The organism is Hansschlegelia zhihuaiae, from assembly GCF_004103825.1.
GTDB lineage: Bacteria > Pseudomonadota > Alphaproteobacteria > Rhizobiales > Methylopilaceae > Methylopila > Methylopila zhihuaiae.
Genome location: NZ_RYFI01000004.1, coordinates 127506 through 147127 on the forward strand (window position 1 = coordinate 127506; position 19622 = coordinate 147127).

General features: G+C 69.6%; 17 protein-coding genes. All 17 read right to left on the reverse strand.

What is annotated here, in order from left to right; all coding sequences use genetic code 11:
• Positions 1-305 (reverse strand): AAA family ATPase (locus EK403_RS22980; RefSeq protein WP_245479537.1); only part of this gene is annotated, 305 nt, incomplete at its 3' end.
• A 22-nt stretch (positions 306-327) separates the two neighbouring features.
• A complete protein-coding gene (locus EK403_RS05945; protein WP_128776585.1) occupies positions 328-1206 on the reverse strand; it encodes an outer membrane protein assembly factor BamD in 879 nt (292 codons plus the stop codon).
• Between the two features lie 215 nt (positions 1207-1421).
• Positions 1422-3125 carry a cell division protein FtsZ gene (gene ftsZ / locus EK403_RS05950; RefSeq protein ID WP_128776586.1) on the reverse strand — a complete coding sequence of 568 codons (1704 nt, stop codon included), beginning with the start codon at positions 3123-3125 and terminating at the stop codon, positions 1422-1424.
• A 104-nt stretch (positions 3126-3229) separates the two neighbouring features.
• A complete protein-coding gene (gene ftsA, locus EK403_RS05955) occupies positions 3230-4558 on the reverse strand; it encodes a cell division protein FtsA (RefSeq protein ID WP_128776587.1) in 1329 nt (442 codons plus the stop codon).
• A complete protein-coding gene (locus EK403_RS05960) occupies positions 4555-5589 on the reverse strand; it encodes a cell division protein FtsQ/DivIB (protein ID WP_128776588.1) in 1035 nt (344 codons plus the stop codon). Before EK403_RS05960 ends, ftsA begins: the two co-directional genes overlap by 4 nt.
• Complete coding sequence (locus tag EK403_RS05965; protein ID WP_128776589.1) at positions 5556-6476, reverse strand: D-alanine--D-alanine ligase; 921 nt, start codon at positions 6474-6476, stop codon at positions 5556-5558. The genes EK403_RS05960 and EK403_RS05965 overlap by 34 nt, the downstream gene beginning before the upstream one ends.
• Before the next feature lie 165 nt (positions 6477-6641).
• Positions 6642-7568 (reverse strand): UDP-N-acetylmuramate dehydrogenase, encoded by a 927-nt coding sequence (murB, locus tag EK403_RS05970; protein WP_128776590.1) that lies wholly within the window; start codon positions 7566-7568, stop codon positions 6642-6644.
• 41 nt (positions 7569-7609) lie between these two features.
• Positions 7610-7963 (reverse strand): HepT-like ribonuclease domain-containing protein, encoded by a 354-nt coding sequence (locus EK403_RS05975; protein ID WP_128776591.1) that lies wholly within the window; start codon positions 7961-7963, stop codon positions 7610-7612.
• A complete protein-coding gene (locus EK403_RS05980; protein ID WP_128776592.1) occupies positions 7963-8265 on the reverse strand; it encodes a nucleotidyltransferase family protein in 303 nt (100 codons plus the stop codon). The genes EK403_RS05975 and EK403_RS05980 overlap by 1 nt, the downstream gene beginning before the upstream one ends.
• 26 nt (positions 8266-8291) lie before the next feature.
• Positions 8292-9698 (reverse strand): UDP-N-acetylmuramate--L-alanine ligase, encoded by a 1407-nt coding sequence (gene murC, locus EK403_RS05985; RefSeq protein ID WP_128776593.1) that lies wholly within the window; start codon positions 9696-9698, stop codon positions 8292-8294.
• Between the two features lie 19 nt (positions 9699-9717).
• Positions 9718-10851, reverse strand: coding sequence for an undecaprenyldiphospho-muramoylpentapeptide beta-N-acetylglucosaminyltransferase (gene murG / locus EK403_RS05990; RefSeq protein ID WP_206659487.1), 1134 nt, complete (start codon positions 10849-10851; stop codon positions 9718-9720).
• Positions 10848-12038 carry a putative lipid II flippase FtsW gene (ftsW, locus tag EK403_RS05995; protein ID WP_128776594.1) on the reverse strand — a complete coding sequence of 397 codons (1191 nt, stop codon included), beginning with the start codon at positions 12036-12038 and terminating at the stop codon, positions 10848-10850. The genes murG and ftsW overlap by 4 nt, the downstream gene beginning before the upstream one ends.
• Before the next feature lie 241 nt (positions 12039-12279).
• Positions 12280-13590: a UDP-N-acetylmuramoyl-L-alanine--D-glutamate ligase gene (gene murD, locus EK403_RS06000; RefSeq protein WP_128776595.1), complete on the reverse strand. Its 1311-nt coding sequence runs from the start codon at positions 13588-13590 to the stop codon at positions 12280-12282.
• Positions 13591-13810: 220 nt separating this feature from the next.
• Positions 13811-14932: a phospho-N-acetylmuramoyl-pentapeptide-transferase gene (gene mraY / locus EK403_RS06005; RefSeq protein WP_128776596.1), complete on the reverse strand. Its 1122-nt coding sequence runs from the start codon at positions 14930-14932 to the stop codon at positions 13811-13813.
• 8 nt (positions 14933-14940) lie between these two features.
• Positions 14941-16398, reverse strand: coding sequence for a UDP-N-acetylmuramoylalanyl-D-glutamyl-2,6-diaminopimelate--D-alanyl-D-alanine ligase (locus EK403_RS06010; RefSeq protein ID WP_128776597.1), 1458 nt, complete (start codon positions 16396-16398; stop codon positions 14941-14943).
• The gene (locus EK403_RS06015; protein ID WP_128776598.1) at positions 16395-17858 is read right to left on the reverse strand and encodes a UDP-N-acetylmuramoyl-L-alanyl-D-glutamate--2,6-diaminopimelate ligase; all 1464 of its coding nucleotides are present in this window, start codon (positions 17856-17858) and stop codon (positions 16395-16397) included. The genes EK403_RS06010 and EK403_RS06015 overlap by 4 nt, the downstream gene beginning before the upstream one ends.
• Positions 17855-19558, reverse strand: coding sequence for a peptidoglycan D,D-transpeptidase FtsI family protein (locus EK403_RS06020; RefSeq protein WP_428979578.1), 1704 nt, complete (start codon positions 19556-19558; stop codon positions 17855-17857). The genes EK403_RS06015 and EK403_RS06020 overlap by 4 nt, the downstream gene beginning before the upstream one ends.
• Between the last annotated feature and the right edge of the window lie 64 nt (positions 19559-19622).

Below are 19622 nucleotides of genomic sequence, written 5' to 3' on the forward strand. Positions count from 1 at the left end.
CGGCCGTCGCGGGCCTGGACGCGCCGCAGGATCAGGTCGCCGTCGTCGGGGATGTCCTGCTCGCGCAGCAGAGCGCGGGCCGGATGGCCGGAAGCAAGGTCGAAGGCGGCGGTGACCTGCCCTTGCGCTTCGCCCTCGCGGACCAGCGCGCCGTCGCCGCGGCCGCCGAGCGCGAGCGACACGGCGTCGAGCACGATCGACTTGCCGGCGCCGGTCTCGCCGGTCAGCACCGAGAGCCCGTCGCCGAAGTCGATGTCCAGTCGGTCGATCAGGACGATATCGCGGATCGAAAGCCTTGCGAGCACGGCGCGTCCCGCGCGAGAGCGGTCAAGCCGGGTTTTGGGCGACGGTCTTGTTGCCGCTGAAGGCGCGGCTGATCCAGCTGTCCTTGTTTTCCTGCGGCTGCTGGCCGCTCTGGTTCAGGAGTTGGAAGCTCGACTGGTACCAGGCGCTGTCCGGATAGTTGTGGCCGAGGATGGCGGCGGCGGTCTGCGCCTCGCCCACGATGCCGAGCGACATATAGGCCTCGACCAGCCGGTGCAGCGCCTCCTCGACGTGGCGCGTCTGCTGGTACTGGCTGACCACCACGCGGAAGCGATTGATCGCCCCGGTGTAGTCCTTGCGGGCGAGATAGTAGCGCCCGACCTGCATCTCCTTGCCGGCGAGCTGGTCGCGGGCGACCGAGGCGCGGCGCTTGGCGGGCTCGGCGTATTCGCTGGTCGGCCAGCGGCGCACCAGCTCGTCGAAAGCCGCGATGGCGCGCGTCGTGCGCTCCTGGTCGCGGCTCACGTCCGGCACCTGATTGTAGTAGGACATGCCGACAAGATACTGCGCGTAGGCCGCGTCGGGGCTCGTCGGATGGAGCTGGACGTAGCGCTTGCCGTTGGTGATGGCGTCGTCGTACTTGCCGCTGCGGTAGCTCGTATAGGTCGTCATCAGCACCGCCTTGCGGCCCCAGTCCGTGTAGGGATGCTGCCGGTCGACCTCGGTGAACTTCTTCTTCGCGGCGTCGTAGTCGCCGCTGTTCAGGCCGGTCAGGCCCTCATTGTAGAGCTTGTCCGCGGGCTCGTCGGGCGCGAGCTCGTCTTCCTTGCTGTTGAACATCGAGCAGGCCGCGATCGGCAGCGCCACCGCGGCCAGCAGCGCGAAGCGCGCGAGGCCGCGCCCCCGCGCGGCGGACAGACTTGATGGCGTACGCACGGACATCGCGAGCCTCGTGAACGAGTGATCGGTGACGGCCCCCGGGACCGGCCGCGCCTTGAGAAGCGCAGGCTTGCGCCGCACCATGGCGGCGTCGTGGCGGAAGTCTATAACCGAATCCCGATCGGGGTGCACGCGCGGCTTTTGGGCGACAGTTCGCCAACAGCGAACGGCCCGGGCTCTCGCGAACCCGGGCCGTCTCCTTCAGTTCAGATCGCGCCTCAGTTCGCCTGGCGGCGGAGGAAGGCCGGGATCTCGAGCTGGTCGTCCTCGAGGCCGCGCGGGTGCTGCGGGGCCGGAGCGCGGCCATGGGCGTCGAGCTGGCCCTGGGCCGGACGGCTCATCTGCGGCTGCGGGCGACGGGCGAACTCGCTCTGGGGCCCGGGCGCGCGCATCTGCGGAGCCGGGGCCTGCTGCGGCGCGTGATGCAGGGGCTGAGGGGCGTGCGCCTGGGGCGCCTCGTCCTCGTGCCCGCGGCCGAGGCCGGAGGCCAGGCGCTGCAGCAGCGTCATGCGCTTCCGATCCGGCGCAGCGGCGCTCTCCGCCTGGTGATTGGCGCGGATCTGCGCCTGCGCGGGCATCGGAAGGTCCTCGATTCGCGGCATGCGCGGCGCGCGGGACGGCGCCCGCTCGGCGTGCGGCGGGATGTAGGGCGCCTCGTGGGCCTGCTCCTCCTCGAAGCGCTCGTCGGCGAGCGGCTGGGGGTCGACCATCAGGGCGGGCTTCGGCGCGGCCGCCCGGATGGTGACGTCCTCGATCGCGGCCACCACCTGCGCGTCGTAATGGTTCTCCTCGGCCGGAGCCTCCATCTGCTGCGGCGCGGGCGCCTGGGCCTGCGGGGCACGGAACTGCGGCAGCGGCTGCGGCTCCGGGCTGCGATGGGCGGGGGCCGGCTGCTTGAAGCGGCTGGCGAGTTCGGCGATGCGCTGCTCGGCCGGGCTCGGCTGGCCGGCCTCGAGGATGTGGTCGATTCCGGTCGCGACGACCGAGACGCGGATGATGCCCTCGAGGCTCTCGTCGAAGGTCGCGCCGAGGATGATGTTGGCCTCCGAATCGACCTCCTCGCGGATGCGGGTCGCGGCCTCGTCGACCTCATAGAGGGTGAGGTCGTTGCCGCCCGTGATCGAGATCAGCAGGCCGCGCGCGCCCTTCATGGAGACGTCGTCGAGCAGCGGATTGGCGATCGCGGCCTCGGCGGCCTGCACGGCGCGCTTGTCGCCCGAGGCCTCGCCGGTGCCCATCATGGCCTTGCCCATCTCGCGCATGATCGCCCGGACGTCGGCGAAGTCGAGATTGATCAGACCTTCCTTGACCATCAGGTCGGTGATGCAGGCGACGCCCGAATAGAGCACCTGGTCGGCCATCGCGAAGGCGTCGGCGAAGGTGGTGCGCTCGTTCGCGACCCGGAACAGGTTCTGGTTCGGGATGACGATCAGCGTGTCGACCGCCTTCTGCAGCTCATCGATGCCGGCTTCGGCCGTCTTCATCCGGCGCATGCCTTCGAAGTGGAACGGCTTGGTGACGACGCCGACGGTCAGGATGCCGGCCTCGCGGGCCGCGCGGGCGACGACCGGCGCGGAGCCCGTTCCGGTGCCGCCGCCCATGCCGGCGGTGATGAAGGCCATGTGCGCGCCCGAGAGGTGGTCGCGGATCTCGTCGATGACCTCTTCGGCCGCCGCGCGGCCGACCTCGGGCTGCGAGCCCGCGCCGAGGCCTTCGGTGACCTGCACGCCCATCTGGATGATGCGCTCGGCCTTGGAGAGCGTCAGCGCCTGCGCGTCGGTGTTGGCCACGACGAAGTCGACGCCGACCAGGCCCGCCTCGATCATGTTGTTGACGGCGTTGCCGCCGGCGCCGCCGACGCCGAACACGGTGATGCGGGGCTTCAGTTCACGGATGTCCGGCATCTTCAGGTTGATGGTCATCTCAAGCCTCTAGGTGTTCGCGCCATCCGGCGTGCCAGTTTCAAGTCTTCGGCGTTCGGAGGGCGCGCTTGGCCCCATCCGACCGACGGCCGCCGCGCCGCCGGTCAGAAGCTCTCCTTCAGCCACCGGCCGACCCGGTGGATGTACGTGTCCTTCGGCGGTTGCCCGCTTCCGCGACGCAGCCGCTTCGGATCGACATGCTCGATCCCCGCGACCTGCGGAAAAACCAGAAGTCCGACCGGCGCCGCGAAGGCCGGCCCCTTGGCGGCCTCCGGCAGGCCGCGGGCGCCGAGCGGGCGGCCGATCCGGACCGGCCGGTCGAGGATGCGGCGCGCGAGTTCGGCGAGGCCCGTGAGCTGGCAGGCGCCGCCGGTCAGCACCACGCGGCGCGCCTCGGAGGCGTGGCCGGAGGCCCGCAGGCGATCCCGCACGAGCTCGAGCGTCTCTTCGACGCGCGGCTTGACGATCTTCACGATCATCGACTTGGGCAGGTAGTTCTGCGACTCCGGCTCGGTCTCGCCGACCGGCGTGACGGAGATCTGCTCGCGCTCGTCGGTGATCGACGGGAACACGCTGGCGTGCAGGGTCTTCAGACGCTCGGCCTCGTCGATCGAGGTCGACAGCCCGCGGGCGAGGTCGAGGGTCACGTGATGGCCGCCGAGCGCCACCGCGTCGCAATGCACGAAGGAGCCGTGCTGGAACACCGCGACCGAGGTCGCGCCGCCGCCCATGTCGATCAGCGTGACGCCCATCTCCGACTCGTCGTCCACCAGGCTCGCGAGGCCGGCGGCGTAGGGCGCGGCCACCATGGTCTCGACGTTCAGATGGCTGCGCTCGACGCAGAGCGTGAGGTTCCGGAGCGGCGCGCCTTCAGCGGTGACGATATGCATGTCGACGCCGAGCTGCTGCCCGACCATGCCTTGCGGGTCGCGCACGCCTCGGGTCGCGTCGAGCGCGAAGCCCGTCGGGATCGAATGCACCACGGCGCGGTTGGGGCGCACGGTGTGGACGCAGCCGGCCTGCAGCACGCGACGGATGTCGCGGTCCTCGACGGGCTTGCCCGCGAGGCCGACCTCGGCGTGGAAGGTCTCGGAGGCGAGACGGCCGGCCGAGACCGATACGATCACGCTCTCGATCTGGACGCCCGCCATGCGCTCGGCTGCGTCGACCGCGAGGCGGATCGCCTGCTCGGCCGCCTCCATGTCGACGATCTTGCCGCCCTTGACGCCGCGGGAGCGCTGGTGGCCGACGCCGATCAGCTCGACCATGTGGGAGCGGTCCGGCAGCGCGTCGCCGGGCTCGGTCGGGCGCAGCCGCGCCACGAGGCACGCGACCTTGGAGGTGCCGACGTCGAGCGCCGACACGATCACGGCGCGCCGCGCCGGCAGCGGCCGCATCTTGGGGACGACGCCGTAGGGGAACGCCGCGCTCATGTCTGGCCCGCTTTCTTGCGCGCCTTGGCGGCCGCCTTGTCGGCTTCGGCCATCATCGCGGCCCCCTCAGGGGAGAGCCGCACCACGACCTTGTCGGGCGACCTGAGGTCGACCGCGGTGATCCATTTCGCGAAGATGTTCTGCTTGGCCTGCAGCGCCTCGAGCTTGACGAGCGCCGCCCCGAAATCGTCCTCCGGCAGCTTCACCTCGACGCCCGAACGCAGCCTGAGATTCCAGCGCCGCTCGGCGACCAGCACCGCCGCGTAGGTCTCCTGCTTGAGCTTCGGCGCGAGCGCGAGCGCGTCGAGCAGCGCCTGGGCCTTCACGTTCGCCGAAGGTCCGACGACGAGCGGCAGATGCGCGAAGCGCGAGTCGCGGAACTCGTCGATCGGGGTGCCGTCGGCCGCGAGGATCTGGACCTTGCCGTCGTGTTGCCAGAGCGCGAAGGGCTTGCGCTCGACGAGGTGGACGGTGACGCGGTCGGGGAACAGCTTGCGGACGGTCGCGTCCTGGACGAGCGGGTTCGCCATCAGCCGCGCGCGCGCCGCGCCGACGTCGAGGAAGGGAAGCGCGGTGTCGTCCTTCACGCCGAGGGCGAGCAGCACCTCGTCGTCGGTGAGCGCGCTCTGGCCCTCGGTCTGCACCGCGATCACGCGGAAGCCGAGGAGATTCGCGACCGTGACGTGGGAGTTCAGCAGCTCGTCGCGGACCGTCGGCCAGTGGCCGCCCTCGATCATCCCGGCGATTCCGGTGGCGGCGAACAGGCCCGCGGTCAGCGCGAGGCCCAGCCTGCGTTTGCGCGCGACGCGCTCGAATTTGAAGCGGAGCGACGTCCAGCGGCTGGCGCCGATCACCTCGTCGACGTCGTCGAGGTCGGGGCGCTCGCGCTGCGCGGCCTCGGCGGCCGAGCGCATATTGGGGTCGACGCGATAGACCAGCGTCGGGCGGGTTTTGGTCTTCGGGGCGCGCCGGGGCGGCGCCTGCTCCTGCGGCTCGTCTAGCGTTCTAAGGAGGCGTCCTCCACCAGCCATCTGACGAGCTCACCAAACCCCATGCCGACATAAGCGGCGAGTTCCGGCACGAGCGACGTCTCCGTCATGCCGGGCTGCGTGTTGACTTCGAGGCAGACGAGCTCTCCCGTTCCGCCCTCGCGGTCGTCGAAACGGAAATCGGCTCTGCTGACCCCGCGGCACCCGAGCGCGTGATGCGCCGCGACAGCCAGTTTTCGGACCTGTTGGTAAACAAAGGGTGAAATTTCGGCCGGCAGAACGTGCTTCGAGCCGCCCTTCGCGTACTTCGCCTCAAAATCGTACCACCCCTCGGAGGGCAGGATTTCGATCACGTCGAGCGCCTCATCGTTGAGGACCGCGCAGGTAAGTTCCTTGCCTGCAACGAAATTTTCGGCGAGCAGCAATTCGCCGTGGCTCCAGTCGTCGCGCGTCAGCTCCTGCGGCGGATGCTCGTGGTCGGCGTTAACGATCAGGACACCAACGGACGAACCTCCGTCGACAGGCTTGAGAACGTAAGGCGGCTTTAAGACATGGGCTTTGGCGGCTTCTTCCCGTGTCACCGTTTTGCCACGCGGAACCGGCACGCCGGCGGCCGCCATCACGATCTTGGCGCGCTCCTTGTGCATCGCGAGCGAGGACGCGAGCACGCCCGAATGGGTGTAGGGGATGCCCATCACCTCGAGCATGCCCTGCACCGTTCCGTCTTCCCCGAAGCGGCCATGCAGCGCGTTGAAGCAGACGTCGGGCTTCGTGCGCGCCAGAACCTCCGCGAGGTCGCGGCCGACGTCGATGCGCGTGACCCGAAAGCCCTCGCCTTCCAACGCCTTGGCGCAGGCTTCTCCCGACCAGAGCGAGACCTGCCGCTCCGACGACCAGCCGCCCATCAGGACGGCGACGTGCTTGGTCATGCGCTTTTCCCCGAACCTCGCGACCCGTGTCCCGGCCGCAGCGAAGCGAAGAGCCGGGACCCATAAACGCCGCGGTCGACGGAGGACCGCGGCGTGCGACGCATTTCACCCGGCTGCGCCGGCGATCATGGGACCCGGCTCAAAGCCGGGACGTAAGGGCAGCGTCTAGGCCGCCACCCCGATCCGCTTGATCTCCCATTCGAGCTCGACGCCCGAGGTCTCCCTCACCCGGCGGCGGACCTCCTCGCCGAGCGTCTCGATGTCGGTCGCGGTCGCGCCCCCGACATTGATCAGAAAGTTGCAGTGCATCTCCGAAACCATTGCGCCGCCGACGACAAATCCACGCATGCCGGCGGCGTCGATCAGCTTCCAAGCGGAGTGGCCCGGCGGGTTCTTGAATGTCGATCCGCCGGTCCGGCTCTTGATCGGCTGCTTGGTCTCGCGGTGCTCGGCGACCGCGTCCATCTCGCTCCGGATCGCGACCGGATCGGCCGGAACGCCCTCCATCAGGGCGCCGGTGAAGATCATTTCGGCGGGCGCGGAGGAATGGCGGTACGCATACCCCATCTCGGCGTTCGAGAAACTCCGCTTCGCGCCTGCGCGATCGATCCCATAGACCTCGACCACGCGCTCGCGGGTCTCCGTCCCGTGCGCCCCGGCGTTCATGCGCAGCGCCCCGCCGATCGCGCCGGGGATGCCGTGATAGAACGCGAAGCCGCCGAGGCCCGCCTCGAGCGCCGCGAGCGCGACGCGCTTGTCGGCCGCCGCCGCCCCGACCAGCAGCCGCGCCTCGCCGACCCGCTCGATCCCTGCGAAAGCCTTGCCGAGACGGATCACCACGCCGGGCATCCCGCCGTCGCGGACAAGGAGATTCGAGCCGAGGCCGATCGGATAGACGGGGATTTCGGCAGGGAGCCGCGCAAGGAAATAGGCGAGGTCGTCCTCGTCGGCGGGCGAGAACAGGACTTCGGCCGGTCCGCCGACGCGGAACCAGGCGAGGTCCGCGAGCGCCTGACCCGCGACGAGCTTGCCGCGGAGGTCGGGCATGAGGGCGGCGAGGTCGGAGTCGAGGACGTGACGATTATCAGACATTGTTCGGGAGGATTTTTTCTTGGGCGGTAATGTTACGTCGATCATCCGTCGGAACAGTAAGTCCCCAGCATGCGCTCGACAGCATGCTCAAGCGCTGCGAGGTCATCCTCATAGATTGTCCAGAGAATCTCGACATCGATGGCCTTATAGCCGTGACGAAGTTGATTGCCGAGATCGGCCACTCGCCGCCAAGGGATTTCAGGAGCGCACTGCGCCTTCCATTCTTCGGGAACATGCCGCGAGGCTTCGCTCAGAATTTCGAGAAAGCGCTCGAACGCCGCTCGTGTCGCACGTTCCGTATAAAGCGCGTTGATCGTCTTGTGGTCGAGGAGCTCCCTGATGTCGCGGATCGCGGCCTCAATGTCGTGAAGCCGGAACTTGATCCGCTCAATCATCAGAAGACCTCGATCGCGTCCCGCGACAATGTCTTCCTCAACCCTTCGCTGAGGCTGCGACGCATGAAGACATCGGCCGACAGAGCCGTCTTGTCTTCGATGCAATGCACCACGCCAATCAGGTCGAGCAGTGAAAATCGTGCGTTCGGCTCGACGTCGATCGCCACGTCGATGTCGCTATCCGGGCGGTTGTCGCGACGGGCGCGTGAGCCGAACAGCGCCATATGCGTCACCCCTTCGGCTCGAAGGCTCGGCTCCAGGTCCAGCAGACTTTGCAACAGATCTTCGCGCGACATCGACATGGCGCTTTGTCTATCACACCCTCTCGTCAGTTTTTAAGCGCCGCCAATTCGTCCGGAAGCGCCGCGGCCCAATAGGTGCTCGACCCCGCGCCGAGCAGCACGACATAGTCGCCGGGTCTGGCGATGCCCGCCACCACGCCCGCGAGCGCCTGCGGGCTTTCGAGCGGCACGACGTGGCGATGGCCGCGGGCGCGCAAGCCGGCCACCAGGCCGTCGCGGTCCGCGCCCTCGATCGGCGCCTCGCCGGCGGCGTAGACGTCGGCCACGATCACCGTGTCGGCGTCGTTGAAACAGCTTGAGAAGCCGTCGAACAAAGCATGCAGACGGGTGTAGCGGTGCGGCTGGACGACGGCGATGACCTTCGCGTCCGTCGAGGCGCGGGCGGCCTTGAGCACGGCCGCGATCTCGACCGGATGGTGGCCGTAATCGTCGAAGATCGTGACGCCGTTCCACTCGCCGACGCGCGTGAAGCGCCGCTTCACGCCGCCGAACTTGGAGAGGCCGGCGCGAATCTGGTCCGGCGTCGCGCCGAGCTCGTGCGCCACCGCGATCGCGGCGGTGGCGTTCAGCGCGTTGTGGCGGCCGGCCATCGGCAGCGTCAGGTCGTCGAGCGCGGTCTCCGCGCCGGTCTTGCGGTCGCGGATGGAGACGCGGAACCGGCAGACGCCGCCGCGCAGGTCGAGGTCGCGCAAACGCACATCCGACTGCGGGTTCTCGCCATAGGTCACGACCCGGCGGTCCTCGATCAACCCGACCATGTCCTGCACGGTCGGGTGGTCGAGGCACATCACCGCGAAGCCGTAGAACGGCACGTTCTCGACGAAGGAGCGGAACGCCTGCTTCACCGCGTCGAAGGTGCCGAAATGATCGAGATGCTCGGGGTCGATATTGGTGACGACCGCGACGTCGGCGGGCAGCTTCAGGAAGGTGCCGTCGCTCTCGTCGGCCTCCACCACCATCCAGTCGCCGTCGCCCATGCGGGCGTTGGCCCCATAGGCGTTGATGATGCCGCCATTGATGACCGTCGGGTCGAGGCCGCCGGCGTCGAGCAGGGTCGCGACCAGCGAGGTCGTGGTGGTCTTGCCGTGGGTGCCGGCGATCGCGACGCAGGTCTTGAGCCGCATCAGCTCGGCCAGCATCTCGGCGCGCCGCACGACCGGGAGCCGCCGATCGCGGGCTGCGGCGAGCTCCGGATTGCCGCGCTTGATCGCCGACGACACGACGACGACCTCGGCGGCGCCGAGGTTTTCGGCCGCGTGGCCCACCGTGACCGTCACGCCCTTCTCGCGCAGGCGCTTGACGTTCGCGCTCTCGGCAGCGTCCGAGCCCTGAACCTTGTAGCCGAGATTGGCCAGCACCTCGGCGATGCCCGACATGCCGATGCCGCCGATGCCGATGAAATGGATGGGCCCGATGTCGCGAGGAAGCTTCATGGCGGTCGTGAGGAAACAGTCAGGTCGAGGACGGGACTTCGGCGAGCGGGAGCCTGAGTCGCCCGCCCGCCGCCGCCAATACCACATCCGCGAGCCGACGCGCTGCGTCCGGGGTCCCGACCCGTCGGGCGGCCGCGGCCGCGGCCTCGAGCCCCTTGGGGTCGGCGAAACGCAGGCTGAGCTCGTCGGCGAGCGACTGCGGCGTGAAGCGCGCCTGCGCGGTCACCACCGCGCCGCCCGCGAGCGCCAGCGCATTGGCGTTGGCGAGCTGGTCGTTGTCGAGCGCGTGCGGCAGCGGCACCAGCACGGAGGGCCGCCCGATGACGGCGAGCTCGGCCACCGTGGAGGCGCCGGCGCGCGCGATGACGAACTGGGCGAGCGCCATATGTGCCGGCATGTCGTCGAAGAAGGACGAGAGCTCCGCCGCGACGCCCGCGGCCGCATAGGCCGCCCGCGCCTGCTCGATGTCCTCGGGCCGCGCCTGCTGCGTGACCCTGAGGCGCTCGCGCAATTCGTCCGACAGCAAAGCGACCGCGGCGGGCACGACCTCCGACATGATCCGCGCGCCCTGGCTGCCGCCGAAGACGAGCAGCCGCACCGGCTGTCCGTCGGTCGGCGGCTGATAGGGCACGGCCGCCGCGGCCACGACCTGCGGGCGGACCGGATTGCCGACATGGGTCACGACGCGGCCGGCGGGAATTCCGGCCACCGTCGGAAAGCCGGTCGCGATCGCGGTGGCGAGCTTCGCCAGCATGCGGTTGGCGCGTCCCATCACAGCGTTCTGTTCGTGCAGCACGACCGGGACGCCGAGCAGGCGCGCCGCGACGAGCGGCGGGAAGGTCGGGTAGCCGCCGAAGCCCACCACCGCGGCCGGCCTCACCTGACGGAGGATTCCGAGGCAGCGCAGCACGCCGCGGGACAGGATCAGCCCGAGCTTGCCGTAAGCGGCTGCGCCGGAGCCCCGGATGGTGTCGGCGGGGGTCGCGTGAAGCGCCCGGGCGGGGAAATGCGACGCGTAGGCGAGCGCGCGCTCGTCGGTGATCAGTTCGACCGCCGCGCCGCGCCGCGCGAGCTCGACCGCGAGCGCCTCGGCCGGAAACAGATGTCCTCCGGTTCCGCCCGCGGCCAGCAGGATCGGACGGTCTGGCGTCACGCGGCCGACCCGGCGGGACGGGACGGCGCATGGGCCTGGGCATGCCGGCGCGCATGGCGCGCGATCTCGGCCGCCAGCGTGTCGGCGCGCGGCCTCTTGCGGGTCAGCGCGAGCAGCATGCCCATTCCGAGCGCGAGCGCGAACATCGAGGATCCGCCATAGGACACGAAGGGCAGCGTCATGCCCTTGGCCGGCATCATGTGCAAGTTGACCGCCATGTTGATGGCCGACTGCAGCCCGAACAGCAGCGTGAGCCCCGCGATCGCGAGTCGCGTGAAGCCGTCCTGGGTGTTGCGCGCATGGTGCAGGCCGCGCAGCACAATGAAGGCGTAGATCGCCACGATCACAATGCAGAACAGCAGGCCGAACTCCTCGCCCGTCACCGCGAAGATGAAGTCGGTGTGGCCGTCGGGGATGATGCGCTTCACCGTGCCCTCGCCCGGCCCCTTGCCGAACCAGCCGCCGGACGCGAAGGCCTCGGTCGCCTTGTCGATCTGGAAGTTGTCGCCGGCCTCCGGATCCAGGAATCGGTCGATGCGGCGCGCGACGTGCGGCAGCGCCTGATATGCGGTCAGCAGCCCGAAGGCGCCCACGCCGCCGAGGCCGACCACCCAGATCCAGGGAAGGCCCGCGAGGAAGAACAGCGCGCCCCACACCGACGTCACCAGCACGGTCTGGCCGAGGTCGGGCTGCAGCACCAAGAGCCCGACGACCGAGCCGAGCAGCAGCGTCGACAGGATGTGGCCCGGCATGTCGCGGCGCTCGGAGCCCTCGGCGAACAGCCAGGCGGCCAGCACCATGAAGGCCGGCTTCACGAATTCGGACGGCTGGACGACCACGCCCGCGAAGCTCACCCAGCGCCGCGCCCCCTTGATCTCGGTGCCGTGGACGAGGGTGAGCGCAAGCAGCGCGAGGCCGACGCCGAACACGATCCAGGCCAGCCGCCGCACCTGGCGGGGGCTCAGGAACGACACCCCGACCATGATCAGGAAGGCCGGCGGCAGGAACAGCGCCTGGCGGTTCACGAAGTGGAACAGGTCGAGCCCGATGCGCTCGGCGACCGGCGGCGAGGCCGCGAGCGACAGCACGACGCCCAGCACCATCAACGCGATCACCGCGAACAGCAGCGCCCGGTCGATGGTCCACCACCACTCGCCGAAGAGGGTGCGTTCCGCGCGGGAGATCATGCGAGGCGGCTCCGAAGCAGCGTCACGGCGCTGGAGGCGCGCCGCGCCGAGCATGACCCCGTTAGCGTTAATGAAGTCCGACCGAGCGGCGGGAAGCGGCCCCCACGGCTCGCGCCTGCGTGCTTCGAGACGCCTCGCTCACGCGAGGCTCCTTAGCATGAGGAGCGGCGAGGAAACACAAACCACCTCATGCTGAGGAGGCCCGAAGGGCCGTCTCGAAGCACGCAGGCGGCCAGAGCCGTCACGAACCGAGCGCCAGCACAGCCTTCCGGAACGCCTCGCCGCGCTCCTCGAAATTGCGGAACTGGTCGAAGGAGGCGCAGGCCGGCGAGAACAGCACGACCGGCGTTCCGTCGAGCGCCGCGACGGCGTCGGCGGCCGCCGCCTCCACCGCCCGCTCGACCGTGCCGAGGATCGCCCAGGGCACGTCGTGGCCGGCAAGCGTCTTGGCGAAGGCCTCGGCCGCCTCGCCGATCAGATAGGCGCGCTCGACGCGAGGGAAGAACGGGACGAGCGCCTCGATCCCGCCGGTCTTCGGCTTGCCGCCGAGAATCCAGAACACTTTTTCAAATGAGGCGAGCGCCTTCTCGGCGCTGTCGACGTTGGTGGCCTTGGAGTCGTTGATCCAGACCACGCCATCCTTGGTCGGAATTTCCTCCATCCGGTGCGCAAGGCCGGGGAAGCTGGCGAAGCCTTTGAGGACTTCAGAGTCGGTCAGGCCGAGCGCACGGCACGTCGCTAGCGCCGCATTGGCGTTCTGGGCGTTGTGGGCTCCCCGGAGCGCGCGGGCGGCCGACAGATCGATGGGGTCGGCCTCCGAGATCTCGACGACCTTGACGCCGTCGGACTTCAGTCGCGCCGCCATGGCGACCGAGAATTCGTCGTCGCGGCCGACGACGGCGGTTCCGGACCGGGCGACGAGCCGCTCCTTGATCGCCGCGTAGTTCTCCATCGTCCCGTGGCGCTCGAGGTGGTCCTCAGAGAGGTTGAGCATCATCCCGACGGTCGGGTCGAGGGTCGGCGCGAGGTCGATCTGGTAGGACGAGCACTCGACGACATGGACGCGGGTCCCCGAGGGCGGCTCGAGGTCGAGGATGGCGACGCCGATATTGCCGCCCATCTGGACGTCCCGGCCGGCCTCGCGCAGCACATGGGCGACCAGCGCCGTGGTGGTGGACTTTCCGTTCGTCCCGGTGATCGCGACGAAGTCCGCGCCCGGCGCGATCGCGCGACGCTCGCGGCAGAAGATCTCGATGTCGCCGATGATCTCGACGCCGGCCGCCTTCGCCTTCTCGACGGTCCAGTGCGGCTTGGGATGGGTGAGCGGCACGCCGGGCGCCAGCACCAGGCTGTCGAAGGCCGCGAATTTGGCCTCGCGGAGATCGCCGGTCGGCAGGCCCTCGGCCTTCGCCTTGGCGACGCTCGCCTCCGAATCGTCGAAGGCCGTGACCTCGGCGCCGCCGGCCACGAGGCTACGGACGGTGGCGAGCCCCGAGCCCCCGAGCCCGAACACCGCGACGCGTCGGCCCTTGAACGAGGTCGCAGGCGTCACGACGCGCGGTCCCGCCTCTGCGCGAGGTTGATCCAGAAGAAGGCGGATTGGGGCGACGGACTGCGTGCTTCGAGACGCGCCGCTTCGCGCCGCTCCTCAGCATGAGGAGGTTTCAGCTCCCACACACGGCCCTCACGCTGAGGAGCCGTCCGCAGGACGGCGTCTCGAAGCACGCAGTCCGTCGAAGCGCGGCCTTGCGACGACGTCGCCCTCATCCCCCTCACCTCAGCTTGAGCGTCGCGAGGCCGATCAGCGCGAGCACGACGGCGATGATCCAGAACCGCACCACCACCTGCGGCTCGGACCAGCCGAGCTGCTCGAAATGGTGGTGGATCGGCGCCATGCGGAACACCCGCCGCCCGGTCAGCTTGAAGGACACGACCTGGACGATGACCGAGACCGCCTCGAGCACGAACAGGCCGCCGATGATCGCAAGCACGATCTCGTTCTTGGTCGCGACCGCGGCCGTGCCCAGCATGCCGCCGAGCGCCAGAGAGCCCGTGTCGCCCATGAAGATCGAGGCCGGCGGCGCGTTGAACCACAGGAAGCCGAGCCCCGCGCCCAGCATCGCCCCGCACACCACCGCGATCTCGCCGGTGCCGGGCGTGAAGTGGATCTGCAGATAGTCGGCGAAGATCGCGTTGCCCGAGAGATAGGCGATGAAGCCGAAGCTCGCCGAGGCGATCATCACCGGCACGATGGCGAGCCCGTCGAGCCCGTCGGTGAGGTTCACGGCGTTGCCCGCGCCCACCACCACGACCGCGCCGAAGGCGACGAAGAACCAGCCGAGGTCGAGCAGGAAGTTCTTCAGGAACGGAAAGGCGAGCGAGGTCGAGAAGCCGTGCTCCAGCCCCGGCATCGACGGCGCGCGGAAGCCGCCGGGCTGGGCTGCGGCCGCAAGGCAGTAGACCGCGATCAGCGCGATCGCGAACTCCAGCCCAAGCCGCATCTTGCCCGAATAGCCGGCGTGGCTCTGCTTCGTGACCTTGAGATAGTCGTCGTAGAAGCCGATCGCGCCGAAGCCCACGGTCACGAACAGCACGATCCACACGTAAGGATTGGCGAGGTTGCCCCACAGCAGGATGGTGGCGATCATCCCGGACAGGATCATCAGCCCGCCCATCGTCGGGGTGCCGCGTTTGACCAGGTGGGTGGCCGGCCCGTCGGCGCGGATCGGCTGGCCCTTGCCTTGCTTGAGCCGGAGCTGGTCGATGATCCAGGGCCCGAACAGGAACACGAACAGCGCCCCCGTCATCACCGCGCCGCCCGTGCGGAACGTGATGTACCGGAAGATATTAAAGCCCGGGACGATGTCGGAGAATTCGGCGAGGAAGGTGAGCATGGCGCGCTTTACCCGGCCGCGACGGTGTCGTCGACTGCCGAAGGCGGCGAGAAGCGCGCCTTCAGCGCCGCGACCACCGGCCCCATGCGCGAGCCGTTCGAACCCTTGACCATCAGCACGTCGCCGCCGCGGACCCGGTCGATCAGGATGGACTGGAGCTCCGCCGCGCTCTCCGTCCAGCCGCCGCGGCGCGCGGCGGGCAACGCGTCATAGAGCGAGCGCATCAACGGGCCGGCGGCGAACACCAGGTCGACGCCGGCCGCGGCCACGGATTCCGAGACCTTGGCGTGAAGCTCCGCCCCCTGCGGACCGAGCTCCAGCATGTCGCCGAGCGCCGCGATCCGGCGTCCGCCCGCCGGCAAGGGCGTCTGGCCGAGCAGCGCGAGCGCCGAGCGCATCGAGGCCGGGTTGGCGTTGTAGCTCTCGTCGATGACGGTGAGCGGCCCCGATCCCGTCGCGAGCTGAAGGCGGCGCCCGCGGCCCGCGGGGGGCGCGAATTTGGCCAGCGCAAGCGCCGCGAGCGCGAGGTCGGCGCCGGCGAGCTTGGCGGCGAGCAGCACGCCGAGCGCGTTCTGGACAAGGTGGCGGCCGGGCGCGCCGATCTTGAAGGTCACCGCCTCGCCGAGCACGCTGGCGGCGACGCAGGAGCTCGCATCCTTCAGCGCCAGCCTGTCGAGCCGGGCGTCGGCCGAGACATGCTCGCCGAAACTCCAGACTGCCGCGCCGGCCGCGACCGCGGCCGCCTTCAGCCGCTCGTAGTGCGGATTGTCGCGGTTCACCACCGCATGGCCGCCGCGCACCAGGCCCTCGAAGATCTCGGCCTTGGCGTCGGCGATCCCCTCGACGTTGGGGAAGGAGGCGAGATGCACCGGCTCGACATTGGTGACCATGGCGACATGCGGCCGGACCATCTTCACCAGCGGCCGGATCTCGTCGGCATGGTTCATGCCGATCTCGAACACGCCATAGGCCGCGCTCTTCGGCAGCCGCGACAGCGTCAGGGGCACGCCCCAATGATTGTTGTGCGAGGCGGCCGAGGCGTGGGTCGGACCGTCCTCGGCGAGCGCGAGGCGGAGCGCCTCCTTGGTCGAGGTCTTGCCGACCGAGCCCGTCACGGCGACGATCTTGCCTCGCGAGCGGGCGCGCGCTGCGACGCCTGTGGCGACCAGCGCGTCGAGCACGTCCTTGACGATCAGGATCGGCCCGAAGGGCGCGGCCTCGTCGGCATGCGCCTCGTCAACCACCGCGAGGCTCGCGCCGCGGCCGAGCGCGTCGCCGACGAATTTGTGGCCGTCATGCACGTCGCCCCTGATGGCGAAGAACACCTCGCCGCGTCCGATCGTGCGGCTGTCGATCGAGACGCCGGTGAGCGCGCCGTCGGGCCGGCCGATCAGCCTGCCGGCGGTCGCGAGCGCGAGCTCGGGCGCGGACCACAGCGGCTCCGCGAATGTGTTGGGCGCGCTCACGATGCTGGTCCCCCTTCGGCCCCGATCGCCGCCCGCGCGACCTCATGGTCCGAGAACGGCAAGGTCCGATCGCCCACGATCTGGCCGGTTTCGTGACCCTTGCCCGCGATCACCACCACGTCGCCGGGTTCCGCCTCGCCGATCGCGGCCTCGATCGCGGCCCTGCGGTCGCCGATCTCGCGGGCGCCAGGCGCGGCCGCGAGGATCGCCGCGCGGATCATCGCGGGGTCCTCGGAGCGCGGATTGTCGTCGGTGACGATGACGGCGTCGGCCTGCTCGACCGCGATCGCGCCCATCATCGGCCGCTTGCCGGGGTCGCGGTCGCCGCCGCAGCCGAACACGACGATCAGCCGCTTCTCCGCGAAGGGACGCAGCGCGCCGAGCATCGACGAAAGGGCGCCCGGCTTATGGGCGTAGTCGACGAACACCGCGGCGCCGTTCTTCTCGCCGACGAGTTCGAGCCGCCCCGGCACGCCTTCCAGGCTCTCGAGCGCCTCCAGCGCCGTCGCCCGCGGGACGCCGGTCGCGATCGCGAGCCCGGCCGCCAGCAGCGCGTTTTCGACCTGGAACGCGCCGGCGAGCGGAAGGACCACATGGCTCGCGCCGTCCTCATGCGCGATCTCGAGCCGCTGGCCGAGGCCTTCGCGGACGACAGACTTCAACCTGAGCGTCTCGCCCCTCTGCCCGATCGTCATCAGCCGCAGCCCGCGATCGCGGGCCGCTTTCACGAAATGGAAGGCGTCGGAGCCGTCCGCCCACACGACCGCGCCGGCGCCCTCCCGGGCGAGTTCGCGGAACAGCCGGAGCTTCGCCTCGCGATAATCATGGATCGTCGGATGGTAATCGAGGTGGTCGCGGCTCAGATTGCCGAAAGCGACGGCGGCGAGCCGCACGCCGTCGAGTCTGCGCTGGTCGAGGCCATGGCTCGAAGCCTCCATCGCGAGATGAGTGACGCCCTCGGCGGCGAGGGCGTCGAGCGTCTCGTGCAGCGACACCGGATCGGGCGTCGTCAGCGAGCCGTAGGTCGCGCCGGACGGCTTCGTGACGCCGATCGTGCCGAGGCTCGCGGCGGCGTGGCCGGCATGGGCCCAGATCTGGCGGAGGAAGGTGACTGTCGAGCTCTTGCCGCTCGTCCCGGTCACAGCCGCGATGACGGCGGGCTGGCGCGGATGGAGGCGCGCCGCTGCGAGCGCGAGTTCGCGCCTCGCGTCCGCGAAGCGCACCACGGGGACCGGCACCTCGATCGCGGCTTCGGAGAGGATCGCGACCGCGCCCTTCTCGATCGCCTGGCCGACGAAGCGCGCGCCGTCCGTCTTCGCCCCTGCGAGCGCCGCGAACACGAAACCCGGCGCGACCGCGCGGCTGTCGGCCGTCAGGCCGGCGATCGGGCGCGCCGCGGTTTCCGGATCGAGATCGGCTTCCGGAAACAGCTCGCCGAGGGTGCGCGCGCCATCGGTCACTCCTGGACCGCTCCCGTCGGGATGCCCCCGAGCAAGGCGTTGGCGGGCGGCGCGTCGTAGTCGGGCGCGACGCCGAGCAGCGGCGCAACGCGCTCGACCATCTTGCCGCCGACCGGCACGACGTTCCAGCCCGAGGTCGCGAAGCCGTGGGTCTCGGGCAGAGACTTCGGCTCGTCGAGCACTACGAGCAGCATGTAGCGCGGCTTGTCCATCGGGAAGACGGCCGTAAAGGCGGTGAGGTTCTTGGTCTTCGAGTAGCGGCCGCCGATCACCTTCTCGGCCGTTCCGGTCTTGCCGCCGACCCGATAGCCCGGGATGTCGGCCTTCTTGGCCGAGCCCTTCTCAGCGTTGAGGCGCATGAGGTAGCGCATCTGGGTCGAGGTCGATTCCTTCAGCACCTTGGTCCCGGAGGCGCGGGCCTCTTCGAGAGAGCGCTGCAGGAAGGTCGGCTTGATCAGCCAGCCGCCATTCACCAGCGCGCTCACGCCCATCACGGACTGGATCGGCGCGATCGCCACGCCGTGGCCGAACGAAATCGTGATGGTGTTCAGCTCGCCCCATTTGTACGGGACGATCGGCCTCGCGCTCTCGGGCAGCTCGGTCTGCAGCCGGTCGAGCTGACCCATCTTCTTCAGGAACGCCTTGTGGGCGTCCACGCCCATGGTCAGGGCGATGCGCGCGGTGCCGATGTTCGAGGAATGGATGAACACTTCCGGCACGCTGAGAATGCGCCGCGTCGGATGGAAATCGTGGATCGTGAAGCGGCCGTAGCGGAGATTCCCGCGGGCGTCGAACCGGCTCTGCAGGCTGACCTTGCCTGAATCGAGCGCCATCGCGATCGTCATCGCCTTCATGGTCGAGCCCATCTCGAACACGCCGACATTGACGCGGTTGATGGCCTCGGGCTTGAGCGCGTCGGTCGGATTATTGGGGTCGTAGTCGGGCAGCGAGACGAGGCTGACGATCTCGCCGGTCTCGACGTCGGCGATCGCCGCGGAGGCCGCGATCGCCTTGAACTTCTTCATGCCGGCCATGAGCTCGTCGCGCACCGCGTGCTGGACGCGGATGTCGAGCGCCATGTGGATGGGCGCCATTCGCCCGCCCTGGCCGGCCGCGGCGGCCGCGGCCGCCGTCAGGCCGCTGGTGTCGAAATACTTCTCGATGCCGGCGATGCCCTTGTTGTCGACGTCCGCGAAACCGAGGACGTGCGCGACCTCCGCGCCGTTCGGGTAGACGCGCTTGTTCTCCTGCACGAAGGCGACGCCCGGGATGCCGAGGCGGAACACCGCGACCTGCTCGCGCGGGCTGATCTCGCGCTTCAGCCAGACGAAGCCCTTCTTGGTGGAGAGCTTGGCGCGCAGGTCCTTCTGGTTGAGGTCGGGCAGCGCCTGGGCGAGGAGATCGACGGCCTCGTCGACGTCGATGATGTTCTTCGGCTCGGCATAGAGCGACGAGACCTTCACGTCGGTCGCCAGCACCATGCCGTTGCGGTCGACGATGTCGGGCCGCGAGACGGCCGCGACCGCCTGGGCGACCCGCTCGACCGTGTCGAGGTTCGGGGCGACGGCGTATTGGACGAGCCGGGCGACGATCGCGAGATAGATGAGCCCGAAGGCGATCGCGGCGAGGCGCAGACGTCCGGAGGTGAGGCCGAGGCCTTCGCCAGAGCCGATCAGCAGGCGCACGGTCCGCCGCGCCATGCGCCAGCAGAACTTGATCGCGATCCAGGACCACCGGGCCACTGTCGCAAGCCCGCGGCCCGCC